The organism is Salinicola sp. LHM, from assembly GCF_034479735.1.
Taxonomy (GTDB): domain Bacteria; phylum Pseudomonadota; class Gammaproteobacteria; order Pseudomonadales; family Halomonadaceae; genus Salinicola; species Salinicola salarius.
This window is the reverse complement of sequence record NZ_CP140261.1, coordinates 1,857,058-1,869,543: the sequence shown is the minus strand read 5'-3', so window position 1 is coordinate 1,869,543 and position 12,486 is coordinate 1,857,058. Positions and strand designations below refer to the sequence as shown.

13 protein-coding genes are annotated in these 12,486 nt (G+C 62.6%); 5 read left to right on the top strand and 8 right to left on the bottom strand.

The genetic code is table 11. From position 1 onward, the window contains the following. Nucleotides 1-29: 29 nt before the first annotated feature. On the top strand, nt 30-1,037 hold the full coding sequence (locus R5R73_RS08640; RefSeq protein WP_322529439.1) for an RnfABCDGE type electron transport complex subunit B: 1,008 nt from the start codon (nt 30-32) through the stop codon (nt 1,035-1,037). Then, nucleotides 1,034-1,672, top strand: a complete 639-nt coding sequence (nth, locus tag R5R73_RS08635) for an endonuclease III (protein WP_322529438.1) — start codon at nt 1,034-1,036, stop codon at nt 1,670-1,672. Before R5R73_RS08640 ends, nth begins: the two co-directional genes overlap by 4 nt. A gap of 59 nt (nt 1,673-1,731) precedes the next feature. Here the strand turns inward: nth and R5R73_RS08630 are convergent, their stop codons facing one another. The 4 genes from R5R73_RS08630 to R5R73_RS08615 form a co-directional block, all read right to left on the bottom strand. After that, a complete protein-coding gene (locus R5R73_RS08630) occupies nt 1,732-2,256 on the bottom strand; it encodes a DUF1161 domain-containing protein (RefSeq protein ID WP_322529437.1) in 525 nt (174 codons plus the stop codon). A gap of 112 nt (nt 2,257-2,368) precedes the next feature. Then, a complete protein-coding gene (locus R5R73_RS08625; RefSeq protein ID WP_322529436.1) occupies nt 2,369-3,031 on the bottom strand; it encodes a glutathione S-transferase in 663 nt (220 codons plus the stop codon). Between the two features lie 151 nt (nt 3,032-3,182). Then, entirely contained in the window at nt 3,183-3,488 is a 306-nt protein-coding gene (locus R5R73_RS08620) for an HlyU family transcriptional regulator (RefSeq protein ID WP_110633236.1), read from the bottom strand. Nucleotides 3,489-3,608: 120 nt separating this feature from the next. Further along, nucleotides 3,609-4,829 (bottom strand): argininosuccinate synthase, encoded by a 1,221-nt coding sequence (locus tag R5R73_RS08615; RefSeq protein WP_087718731.1) that lies wholly within the window; start codon nt 4,827-4,829, stop codon nt 3,609-3,611. A 291-nt stretch (nt 4,830-5,120) separates the two neighbouring features. On the opposite strand from R5R73_RS08615, the gene rnt reads away from it, so the two are divergent. Beyond that, nucleotides 5,121-5,786 carry a ribonuclease T gene (rnt, locus tag R5R73_RS08610; protein ID WP_322529435.1) on the top strand — a complete coding sequence of 222 codons (666 nt, stop codon included), beginning with the start codon at nt 5,121-5,123 and terminating at the stop codon, nt 5,784-5,786. Between the two features lie 63 nt (nt 5,787-5,849). Here the strand turns inward: rnt and grxD are convergent, their stop codons facing one another. Further along, complete coding sequence (grxD, locus tag R5R73_RS08605) at nt 5,850-6,194, bottom strand: Grx4 family monothiol glutaredoxin (RefSeq protein WP_087718729.1); 345 nt, start codon at nt 6,192-6,194, stop codon at nt 5,850-5,852. A 411-nt stretch (nt 6,195-6,605) separates the two neighbouring features. Between grxD and argF the strand changes: the two genes are divergently transcribed. Beyond that, nucleotides 6,606-7,523 carry an ornithine carbamoyltransferase gene (argF, locus tag R5R73_RS08600; RefSeq protein WP_087718728.1) on the top strand — a complete coding sequence of 306 codons (918 nt, stop codon included), beginning with the start codon at nt 6,606-6,608 and terminating at the stop codon, nt 7,521-7,523. Between the two features lie 65 nt (nt 7,524-7,588). On the opposite strand, the gene R5R73_RS08595 is transcribed toward argF, so the two are convergent. The 3 genes from R5R73_RS08595 to R5R73_RS08585 all read right to left on the bottom strand — a co-directional run bounded on the left by R5R73_RS08595 (nt 7,589) and on the right by R5R73_RS08585 (nt 10,744). Then, nucleotides 7,589-8,215: a TVP38/TMEM64 family protein gene (locus R5R73_RS08595; RefSeq protein ID WP_322529434.1), complete on the bottom strand. Its 627-nt coding sequence runs from the start codon at nt 8,213-8,215 to the stop codon at nt 7,589-7,591. Nucleotides 8,216-8,354: 139 nt separating this feature from the next. Next, entirely contained in the window at nt 8,355-9,851 is a 1,497-nt protein-coding gene (gene trpE / locus R5R73_RS08590; protein ID WP_110633432.1) for an anthranilate synthase component I, read from the bottom strand. A 227-nt stretch (nt 9,852-10,078) separates the two neighbouring features. After that, nucleotides 10,079-10,744, bottom strand: a complete 666-nt coding sequence (locus R5R73_RS08585; RefSeq protein WP_322529433.1) for a phosphoglycolate phosphatase — start codon at nt 10,742-10,744, stop codon at nt 10,079-10,081. Between the two features lie 349 nt (nt 10,745-11,093). Here R5R73_RS08585 and R5R73_RS08580 point away from each other — a divergent pair, with 349 nt between their 5' ends. Then, nucleotides 11,094-12,392, top strand: coding sequence for an NAD(P)/FAD-dependent oxidoreductase (locus R5R73_RS08580; RefSeq protein ID WP_071230391.1), 1,299 nt, complete (start codon nt 11,094-11,096; stop codon nt 12,390-12,392). Nucleotides 12,393-12,486: the final 94 nt, after the last annotated feature.

Sequence of the window (12,486 nt, the reverse complement as noted above, 5' to 3'; positions counted from 1 at the left end):
ACCGCTTGTCCCGACGTTTCGGAAACAACATGGCCACCACGATTACCGCCGAACGCATCGATGCCGAATTGCCGCAGACCCAGTGCGGCAAGTGTGGCCATGATGGCTGCCGCCCCTACGCAGAAGCAATCGTCGAGGGCGAGGCGATCAATCGCTGCCCGCCCGGCGGCGAGACCACCCGCGATCGGCTGGCGAAGCTGACCGGCCAACCACCCCTCGAACTGATCGAGCCCGCGCAGACCCCGCTACTCGCCGTCATCCGCGAAGCCGAATGCATCGGCTGCACCAAGTGCATCCAGGTCTGTCCCGTCGACGCCATACTCGGCGCCGCCAAACAGATGCACACGGTGATCGAATCCGAGTGCACCGGCTGCGAGCTCTGCGTTGCGCCCTGTCCGGTCGACTGTATCGATCTCGTCGAGCACCCGCAGTGGGCCGGGGCCGAAAGCGAGATCGAGCAGCAGCGTTATCTCGACTGGCGCGCCGAGAACGGCCGCCAACGCTTCGAGACGCGCAAGCGCCGGCTGGCAGTCAAGGCCGAAGAGAAGCGCCGCAAGCGGGAGCGCCGTGCCGCCGCGGCGCGCGCACCGGCCGAAGCCCCGACCGAAGCGCAATCGCAGCCCGCGGCGATCGACGTCACGGCACTGAAAGCACAGAGAGCGACGCTCACGGCTCGCCGGAAGCGCCTGCAGCGGCAGTCGGACAAGGCCGACGAAGCCCAGCGCCCGGCCCTCCTCGAGCGTCTGGCCGGATTCGACGACCAGCTCGCTGCCATCGATCGCCAGCTCGAGCCGACGTCATCGTCTCGCGAGAGCACCGTTCCCGCTCATCGGCATATTGCAGTGGCAGCGGCAGAACAGGCGATGCGCAAGGCGCGCCAGGAACTCGCCCATTTCCAGCGTCAAAATGATCAGGCCGGCGTCGCGCAGGCGCAGGACAAGATTCATGAGGCGGAGCGGCTTCTTTCCCTTGCCAACCAATCCCCGGCCACTTCGCCTGCCGACAGCGCTGGCGACGATCACGGAACGACGTCATGAACGCCACCAAGCGAGAACAGATTTTTGCCCGCCTCAAGGCCAACAATCCGAATCCGACCACCGAACTGAACTGGTCGACGCCTTTCGAGCTGCTGGCAGCGGTATTACTGTCGGCGCAGGCGACGGATGTGGGCGTCAACAAGGCGACGGCGAAGTTGTTTCCGGTGGCGAATACGCCGCAGGCGATCATCGATCTCGGTATCGACGGGCTGAAAGATCACATCAAGACCATCGGCCTCTACAACACCAAGGCCGAGAACCTGATGAAGACCTGCCATATCCTGGTCGAGCAGTACGACGGGGATATTCCACGCACGCGGGTAGGGCTGGAAGCCCTCCCCGGCGTCGGCCGCAAGACCGCCAACGTCATTCTAAACACGGCGTTCGGCGAGCTGACCATGGCGGTCGATACGCATATCTTTCGCGTCGCCAACCGGACGCGGATCGCCAAGGGCAAGAACGTGCTGGAAGTCGAACAGAAGCTGATGCGCTTCGTGCCTCGCGACTATCTGAAGGACGCCCATCACTGGCTGATTCTGCACGGGCGCTACACCTGCCTGGCACGCAAGCCGCGTTGCGGAAGCTGCGTGATCGAGGATCTCTGTGAATACCCTGACAAGATCGATATCGCCTGACAGGGATTCGATCAGACGATAACGATCGGGCACTCAGGAAGCAGGAAGTCAGCAGGCGATCAGGGGCTGGATTCGGGCTCTTGCGCGGTCTCTTCATCCACCCGTTCCCGCGTCGGCACCGCCTCTTCACCGCTGGATTCCGGCGCGGCGGGCGCGGTTGCCGGCAAATGACTGCCGTCGCTCCCGTCAGCGCTGTTTGATGCATTGGCATGGCCGGATGCCGATGTCTTCTCTTGCGGTGTCTCGGCATGCATTTCCGTCGCGCCGTCGCGGCTGTAGACGACTTTACGTGTGCCACCGTCACAGCTTCCCACGACTTCGGCACCGGCAAAGCGTTCGCCTTCCTTGACGATATCGTTTTCCACCTGGGCGTTATCGACGATCTCGAGCAGAAAATGCCGTGCACCATTATCCCGGATCGTCTGATCGATCTGCGCCTTCAGACGCTCGCAGGCCAGGCGAGTCTCCGGCTGCTCATCGAACCGAGAATCCCCCGGCTGAGTCTGCGCCCAGGCCAGAGACGATGCCAGACCGACACTACCCAAACCCGCCACCACAGCCATTTTCCAGCGACAGACATGCATAGAAACTCCTCAACCCATTGCGTCGCGAGATTGGCGAGCCATCTTGCCAATTCTCGCGCGAGCGATACCAAGCCACGCGTGACCCGCCTCGATAAACCGCTACCGAGACACCTCACAACCGGAACTCCCCTCCCTTCTCGATCGCGCGCCGATAGGCCGGGCGATCGCGCATATTCTGTAGCACTTTCCGAATGTTGGGATAATGCGACAAATCGGCACGGCTTTCCGCGGCCAGTAGCGGAAAGCTCATCTGAATGTCCGCCGCGCTGAAGTCGTTCCCCGCGAACCAGGCAGTCTGTCGCAGTTCACTTTCCCAGTAATCGAGATGCAGACGAAGCTGCGGATCGAGAAATTTTCGATGAACCCCATCGGCTAGCAACTTGCCGACCGGACGAAGGATGGCGGGCACCGGCGGCTTCCCGAGTCTCGAGAACACCAGCCTCATCACCAGCAGCGGCATTGCCGAGCCTTCGGCATAGTGAAGCCAATGGATATAGCGCAGATGCTCTGGTGTCCCCGCATCCGGGACCAGGGCTTCGCCATCGTAGCGAGCGACGAGATATTCGATGATCGCGCCGGACTCCGCCACCGTATGGGCATCGTCGGTGATCACCGGCGACTTGCCCAACGGATGGACCTCCTTCAGCGCAGCGGGCGCCAACAGAGTCTCGGGATCCCGGCGATACGTTCGAATTTCATACTCGATTCCCAGCTCTTCGAGCAACCAGAGAATTCGCTGCGAGCGGGAGTTTTCGAGATGATGCACGGTGATCATGAACGGACTTCCTTGCCGACGATTCGAGCGCTTCCAATCCTCCCCCGCCTTTTGATCCGGGGTCCACTAACCATAGGAAGTTATCGTTGACATCGCCATGCGCAAAAGCGGCGCCGTGATGGCGCCGCCGTCGAGAACGTTTCGATCGCTCTCAATGCTGCTGGTCGAACATTTCGTCGCCGACATCGTCGATGTAGCGCTGACTCTTGGCGATCGTCAGTTCGACACAGGCGTCCTCGCCGGGCACCACATCGGAACGCTCGAAGCGACGCTCCCGTGTTTCCCCGCCATCGACAGGCTTACGAATCCAGCCGCTGACCCGATGCTGCCCCCCGGCATCCTGAGGATCGGGGACGATCAGGAACCCCTTGTACTCGACCGGTTCCCGCTCTTTCTTCGGCGCAGCGGGCTTGGCATCACCGCCGCCCAGCAATCCGGAAAACAACTTCTTCAGCATGCGTTCCTCCTGCGGCCGCGCTCTTACAGAGGATGGCTCTTGTAGAGTATGACTCTTATAGAGATAACTCATAAAGAACAGCTATAGAGATAACTCATAAAGAACAGCGGCCGCTGATGCTCAGTTGGCGGAGCGACCCTTGCCCGCCGCAATGCGCAGGCGCAGTGCGTTGAGCTTGATGAAGCCTTCGGCATCTTTCTGGTCGTAGGCGCCGGCGTCATCTTCGAACGTGGCGATCGACTCGTCGAACAGCGACTGCTCGGATTGACGACCCACGACTACGGCGCTGCCCTTGTAGAGCTTCATGCGCACGACACCGTTGACGAACGTCTGCGTCTCGTCGATCGCGGCCTGCAGCATGCGACGCTCCGGGCTCCACCAGTAGCCGTTGTAGATGGTCTTGGCGTACTTCGGCATCAGCTCGTCTTTCAGGTGTGCCGCTTCGCGATCCAGCGTGATCGACTCGATTGCCCGATGAGCGCGCAGCATGATGGTGCCTCCCGGCGTCTCGTAGCAGCCGCGGGACTTCATGCCCACGTAGCGGTTCTCGACGATGTCGAGGCGGCCGATGCCGTTGTCGCCGCCCAGCTTGTTGAGCTTGGCCAAGACTTCGTGAGGCTTGAGGGATTCGCCATCGATCGCGACGATATCGCCCTTCTCGTAGGTGAGCTCGATGTAGGTCGGCTCGTCCGGCGCGGCCTCCGGAGACACGCTCCAGCGCCACATGTCCTCTTCGGCTTCGGCCCACGGATCCTCGAGAATGCCGCCCTCGTAGGAGATGTGCAGCAGGTTGGCATCCATCGAGTACGGCGACTTCTTCTTGCTCTTGGAGAAGTCGACCGGAATGTCGTTCTCCTCGCAGTAGGCCATCAGCTTCTCGCGGGAGTTGAGATCCCACTCCCGCCAAGGGGCGATGACCTTGACGCCCGGCTTCAGCGCGTAGGCGCCCAGTTCGAAGCGAACCTGATCGTTGCCCTTGCCGGTGGCACCGTGGGAAATGGCGTCGGCGCCGGTTTCGTTGGCGATCTCGATCAGGCGCTTGGCGATCAACGGCCGGGCAATGGACGTACCCAGCAGATACTCGCCCTCGTAGATCGTGTTGGCGCGAAACATCGGGTAGACGTAGTCACGCACGAACTCTTCTCGCAGGTCCTCGATGTAGATCTCCTTGACCCCGAGTGCCTGCGCCTTGGCTCGCGCCGGTTCGACCTCTTCGCCCTGGCCGATATCGGCGGTGAAGGTAACCACTTCGCAAGCATAGGTTTCCTGCAGCCACTTCACGATCACGGAAGTGTCAAGGCCGCCGGAATAGGCGAGGACGACCTTCTTGACATCGGACATGCGACAGCTCCTTAGCAAAATTGCCTTGATGGACAAGGTTTCGTTGGCATACGGCGGTCTTCGACCGGGCACAGTCTATGACCAAACATAAAGTGGATTATAACGCCCCGGGCCGGCGGGTAACACCGAGCGGCGGGACGCCAATGGCCGAAACTGCTAGACTCTACGCGGTTGCCAGCCCAGAGCGATACACGATCACGATGCGGTGCGCCGCGCGTATCCGCTCCTGTCGAGCCGGCGACATTCATCACGAGTTCATCATCCTTGCATCAAGGGAACGGGAGTCATTGCATGTCGGACGCCAGCACGAGGGAGCTGATGGCGCAGCGTTTTCGCGGGTATCTCCCGGTGGTGGTAGATATCGAGACCGGCGGATTCAATTCGGCCACGGACGCCCTACTGGAAATCGCCGCCGTGCCGCTGACGATGGACGAACAGGGTAATCTGCTGCCGCTCGATACGATCGCCTTCCACGTCGAGCCCTTCGAAGGCGCCAACATCGAACAGTCGGCCCTGGACTTTACCGGCATCGACCCATCCAGCGCCTTCCGCAAGCAGATCGCGGTGAGCGAGCGCGAAGCCCTGGATGGCATCTTCAAGCCGATTCGCAAGACCATCAAGTCCCATGACTGCACGCGCGCGATCCTGGTCGGTCACAATGCCTCCTTCGACCAGGGCTTCCTCAACGCCGCCATCAATCGCTGCAACATCAAGCGCAACCCCTTCCACCCGTTTTCCAGTTTCGACACCGCCACGCTCTCAGCACTGGCGTATGGGCAGACCGTGCTGGCGCGGGCTTGCCAGGCCGCCGGGATCGACTTCGACAACTCCTCGGCGCACTCGGCGAGCTACGACACCGAACGCACGGCCGAGCTCTTCTGCGCCATTATCAACCGCTTCAAGGATCTCGGTGGCTGGAACCTCGCCATGAAGGAGCAGGGACTCGACGACCTCTGAACGCCGGAACGAAAAACGCCCCGTCTATGACGAGGCGTTTCATTGACGATGCTGCAATCCGGCTCAGCTGTCGCTGGAAGTCTCGGCCGCCTTGGCTGCAGCCGCCTTGACCATGGGCTCCAGCTCACCATTCTGATACATCTCGACGATGATATCGCAGCCGCCGACCAGCTCGCCTTCGATCCATAGCTGGGGGAAGGTCGGCCAGCTGGCGTACTTCGGCAGCTCGGCGCGAATGTCCGGGTTATCCAGAATATTGACGAATGCAAACTTCTCGCCGCAGGCCATCAGCGCCTGAACCGCTTGCGCCGAGAAACCGCACTGCGGCAACTGGGGCGATCCTTTCATGTAGAGCAGAATGGCGTTGTCACTGATCTGCTGCTTGATCGCTTCGATGGTATCGCTCATGAGACGTCCTATAGCGGGAAGAGAAGACCGATGTCGACTCTTCGCGTGTACGCGAGTGTGAATGACCGTGCCTCCATTCTACTGATGACACCGGCTGAAAACACCCCCGTTGCCTTGTGAAGCTGCTCTCATGCCGTTGCGCCGCCCGCGGGGGCTGGTTAGGATGATTGGCTTTCGCACGGATCGGCCACGACGGTAGCAAACGCATAACGGGCCGATCACGGCGCCGTCTCGCCAGACGCCTTCGCAGGCGTTTGGGACGCGGCGCTTTTTTCGTTGTTTTCCGAGTCGACCGCGTGGATAGCTTGCGATTGCGGCCGACGATCTCGATTTCGCCGTGCGGCGCGCCTGGATATTGCCGCATGCCTTGAAGCCCACGTCTCAACGTCAAGCCACGACAGGAACTCGCTCATGAGCGCACGCCATTTTCTGACCCTGCTGGATCTCTCCGCCGACGAGCTCGACTACCTGATCCAGCGCGGTATCACGATCAAGAACCGTCTGAAGACGAACGGCCCGACCTATACGCCGTTCAGCAATCGCACGCTGGCGATGATCTTCGAGAAATCTTCGACGCGAACACGTGTATCGTTCGAGACCGCGATGGCGCAGTTCGGCGGCCATGCGCTGTTTCTGTCATCGCGAGATACCCAGCTCGGGCGCGGCGAGCCGATCGGCGACACGGCCCGGGTGCTGTCGGAAATGGTCGATGCAGTAATGATCCGGACCTTCTCCCACGCCGGCCTCGAGGAGTTCGCCGCTGCCAGCTCGGTACCGGTGATCAACGCCCTGACCGACGACTACCACCCCTGCCAGCTGCTGGCCGACGTGATGACCTGGACCGAGTGCCGCGGGCCGGTCAAGGGCAAGACCGCCGTGTGGGTGGGTGACGGCAACAACATGTGCCATTCGTGGATCAACGCCGCGCGCCAGTTCGATTTCCAGCTGCGCATCTGCTGCCCCGCGGGTTACGAGCCGCGTCAGGACATTCTCGACGCCGCTGGCGAGCACGCCGTCATCGTACGCGACCCGGCCGAGGCGGTCCGCGGTGCCGATCTGGTGACCACGGACGTCTGGGCTTCGATGGGGCAGGAGGAAGAGCAGGCCAAGCGGGAACGGGATTTCGCCGGCTTCCAGGTCACCGAAGCGCTGCTGGATCAGGCCTCGGACGAGGCGATCTTCCTGCATTGCCTGCCGGCGCATCGTGGCGAGGAGATCAGCACGACGCTGCTCGACGATCCCCGCGCCGTGGTCTGGCAGGAAGCCGGCAACCGGCTCCACGCTCAGAAGGCACTGATCGAATTCCTGCTGCTGGGCCAGGTCGACTGACGATTGCCGGGCGAAGCGCAATGGGCCGCGATCCGAGACAGGTTCGCGGCCTTTTTCGTTCCGTCCTACTCGAACCGCCTTTCGAGACACGGCTTCCCATGTGACCGACGCCGCGCCCGGCGGCCTAGCCCGATGTTCACTGCCGTGACGATGAGCGCCAGTAGCCCGGCCGCGACCATTGCCTGACCGATATCCCCCGTCAGCGCGGACTGCCCCAGCACCACGAAGGCCACGCCGTAAGGGCCGGTGGTCAACAAGGCGACGCCCAGGTAGATCGACAGCGGGACGCCGGCAATCCCCAGTGCGTAATGCTTGAGAAACATCGGCACGCCGGGAACGAGCTTGATCAGAAACGTGACGCGCCAGGCATCCTGGCGCGCATCGTCCAGCCCTGCCAGCGCCGGAAAACGTCGTTCGATGGAGGCGCGGAGAACCGGCCGCAGTTGGCCGCTGGCGATCGCGTAGCAGAGCAGCAGGTTGAGCAGCGTTGCCACCGCCGAGAACAACAGCCCGCCCGGCACGCCGAAGCGCAACCCGGCAAGAATGTAGAAAGGCGTCATCGGGATTCCCAGCGCCGGCAAGCCCGCCATGGCGATCAACAGCGCCAGTGGATGCAGCGTCTCGAGCGCTTCCCGCGGAACGCCGCCCCAGCCAACCAGACCCGCAACGAGCAACGCCAGGGTGAGGAACACGACCCACCGCCGTCGCAGGCGAGCGCGCCTTGGCAGTGGGATAGGGTCGGCATGAAATCGATCGGGGGCAGCGTGTCGCATGCCCCCGATCTAAACCGATCATCGTGACCGGGTGATGACAGCCCGGCCGAACCGATGCCTACTCCAGGTTATCGAGCCCTTTTTCGGCCATGGCGACGGCGCGGAACAGTGCCCGGCGCTTGTTGAGCGTCTCGTGCCATTCGTCGTCGGGGTCCGAATCGGCGACGATGCCGCCGCCGGCCTGCACGTGGAGCTCGCCATCCTTCAGCACCGCCGTGCGAATCGCGATCGCCATGTCCATGTTGCCGTGCCAGGAGAGATACCCGACCGCACCGGAATAGACGCCGCGCTTGACCGGTTCGAGTTCGTCGATGATCTCCAGCGCCCGGATCTTGGGTGCCCCGGAGAGCGTCCCCGCCGGGAAAGTAGCGCGCAGCACATCCATCGCCGACATGCCCTCGCGCAGCTTGCCGGTCACATTGGAGACGATATGCATGACGTGGGAATAGCGCTCGATCGCCATCTTGTCGGTGAGCTCGACGGTACCGACCTGGCTGATGCGACCGATGTCGTTGCGCCCCAGGTCGATGAGCATCAGATGCTCGGCGATCTCCTTGGGATCGGCCAGCAGCTCGTCCTCCAGCGCCTTGTCCTGCTCCGGCGTCGCGCCACGCGGTCGCGTGCCAGCGATCGGCCGCACGGTCACCTCGCCGCCCTCCAGCCGGGTCAGAATCTCCGGAGAGGAGCCGATCACGTGATGGTCCTCGAGATTGAGGAAGAACATGTAGGGAGACGGGTTGAGACTTCGCAGCGCACGATAGAGATCCAGCGGCGGCGCCTGATACGGGATCGACATGCGCTGGGAAGGCACGCACTGCATGACATCCCCCGATAGCACGTACTCCTTGATCTTGGCGACCGCGTCCTTGTAGCCCTGCTCACTGAAGCTGGCATGAAAGTCGTCTTCGGCGACATCCGCCCGCCCGGTTCCCGGACTCAGCGTATTGAAAGTCGCGCTGCGCAGCTTCAGTTCCAGCGTCTCGAGCCGCTCGACGGCGTTATCGTAGGCGTGCGGCGTTTCCGGATCGGCGTGGGTCCACAGCTGCAGGCGGCCGGAGAGGTTGTCGAAGACGACCAGATCGTCGCACACCATCAGCAGGATGTCCGGCACGCCGATGGGATCGGGTTTCTCGGCGGCCAGCGCGGTACGCAGCTTGGGCTCGATATAGCGGATGGTGTCGTAGCCGAAGTAGCCTACGAGACCGCCATCGAAGCGCGGCTGGTCGTCGAGATCCGGCACCTTGAATCGAGACTGGAACCGCTCGATCCACGCCAGCGGGTCTTCGACTTCGCTGGCGCCCTGCTGCTCCCCATCGACAATATGGCGCACGGTGAAGCCGCGCACTTCGATGCGTTCCCGGCTTGGCAGGCCAATGATCGAATAGCGGCCCCACTTCTCTCCGCCTTGTACCGACTCGAGCAAAAAGGTCCAGGGCGCGTCAGCGAGCTTGAGGTAGGTGGAAAGCGGCGTATCCAGATCGGCCAGCACCTCGCGGGTGACCGGAATACGGTTGTAGCCGGCTTGCGCCAGCTCGGCAAAGCGATCGGGGGTCATCATGGGACCGGGCTCCAGCAGTGAAAATCAGCAATCGTGAGAGCGGCTGCGTCGGTAACGACTGATAATCACCATCGCCATCGCTTGACCGGGCGCATCGAGACGCAGGGGCTGAAAAGGCGTTGGGTATCCGGTCGCATGTCAAAGCTCGGTCGAAAGGGGTAACGGGAAACGGGGAAGCTGCCTGAAACCGGCGCCATAACCGCCCTGGCGCCGTCCCGGAAACCCTAAACGAGTTCCCCCAGCGATTCAACCACGCCATCCGGTTCGCTCGAGGCCACCGGCTCGCCGTGATTGTATCCGTAGGGAACGGCCAGCGTGCGGAAGCCGGCGCGCTTTCCGGCTTCCACGTCATGCCGCGAATCCCCCACCATCAGGCACCGCGAGGGATCGATGTCGTAACGCGCCGCCAGATGCAGCAGCGGCGCCGGATGAGGCTTCTTCTCCGACAGCGAGTCGCCACCCAGCGTCGCGCGGAAATAGTGGCGCAGTTCCAGCGCTTCGAGAATCGGATCGATGAATGCCGCCGGCTTGTTGGTGATCAGTGTCAGAATGATCGAGCGGCTTTCCAGCGCGTCGAGCGCCTCCCGGACGCCGGGATACACGCGGGTCCGCTCGCAGGGTGCGGCATGGTAATGACGCAGGAAGTTTTCGTGAGCCGCTTCCAGCAGCGCCGCTTCGGGCATTCGCTCGAGGACGCTCTCCAGCGCCCGCTCGACCAGCTTGCGGGAACCGTTCCCGACCCAGTCGCGAACCTTCGCTTCGCCCACCGCCACCATGCCCAGCTCGATGAGCATGGCGTCCACCGCTGCCGCGAGGTCGGGGACGGAGTCGATCAATGTGCCATCGAGATCGAAAGCCACCAGACGAATGTCCTGGAGCAAAGCGTGCATGTGTGCGTCCTTGTCTGTAGCGCCGGAGCGTCGGGATGACGGTCTTTAGCTTACCCAAAAGCCGGTAAGTTTACGCAACCCGCGGATGCCAAGCGCCAGTGATCGGCGTATCCTTGACCCCATCTTTCGTCGAATCGACGGGTACCGACTTCCGTGAATGCGCAGTTCCACAGCCCGATATCGTCACCGCTCGGCTATTGCTGCGTCTGTTTCATGTCGTTCATGTCGGCCACTGGCCAGGCGATCGTTCAGGACCCTGCCTTGCCGTACCGTGACTCGCTTCGACGCCCCCGATTTTCCCCGCTTCCTTTTCACCATTTCCCTTCTGATTCTCACATTGGAGTTTCCCATGACCACACCACGCATCGTCGTGGTCGGTGGCGGCGCGGGCGGACTCGAGCTGGCAACCCGACTGGGTCGCAAGCTCGGCAAGCGTCAGCGTGCCGACATCGTCCTCGTGGACCGCAACCCGACCCACATCTGGAAACCGCTGCTGCACGAGATCGCCACCGGCACCCTCGACTCCGGGCTCGATGAGGTCTCCTATCAGGGGCACTCGAAGAGCCACGGCTACCGATTTCAGCGCGGCACCCTGAGCGCCATCGACCGCGACAACCGGACCATTACCCTCGAGCCGATCCACGACCAGGACGATGCGGTCGTGCTGCCCGCGCGCCAGATCGAGTACGACTACCTGGTGCTTTCCGTCGGCAGCGTCTCCAACGACTTCGGCACCCCCGGCGTCGCCAGACACTGCCACTTCATCGACAGCCCGCAGCAGGCGGAGAGCTTCCGGCGCAACATGCTCAATACCTTCCTGCGCTATAGCGACCCGGAGCGCCGAACGCATCCCAAGCTGACCGTCGGCCTGGTCGGGGCGGGCGCAACCGGCGTCGAACTGGCCGCCGAACTCTTCGGCGCGTCACGCATGCTGCACAGCTACGGCTTCACGGCCATGGACAGCGGCAAGCTCGAGGTGCACCTGATCGAGGCCGCGCCGCGCATTCTGCCAGCCCTGCCCGAGCGCATCAGCCGCGCCGTGCACGGCGAGCTCGAACGGCTCGGCGTCAAGATCCATGTCGATACGCGCGTGACAGAAGCCAACGCCAACGGCTTCATCACCGCGGACGGCGAACCGCTGGAGACGGATCTGAGCGTCTGGGCGGCGGGCATCCGGGCGCCCGAATTCCTGTCGGAACTGGGACTGGCCACCGAGCGCAACCATCAGGTCAAGGTCAACCAGACACTGCAGAGCCTGGACGATGAGCGCATCTTCGCGTTCGGCGACTGCGCTTCCTGTCCCCAGCCCGACGACAAGCGTGTTCCCCCCCGCGCTCAGGCCGCGCATCAGCAGGCGACGCACTGCTACCACAACCTGCGTGCAGCCATGGATGGCAAACCGCTGAAGCCTTTCGTCTATCACGATCGAGGCTCGCTGATCTCGCTGGCGCACTTCGAGGCGGTCGGCAGCCTCATGCGCGGCGCGTCGGCGCGAAGCCTGTTCATCGAGGGCAGGCTGGCCAAGCTGTTCTACGCTTCTCTCTACCGTATGCATCAGATGGCCATTCACGGCATTTTCAAGACCGGCATGACCGTCGTCGTCGACGGCCTCAACCGCTACCTGCGGCCGAAGATGAAGCTGCACTGAGCAACAGCTGCACTGAACGCTGTGACCGCGAAGTTCCAGCAAGCGTGAAGCGCCATCAAATACGATAGCCAGCGAATTCGAAACGTCAGCGGAG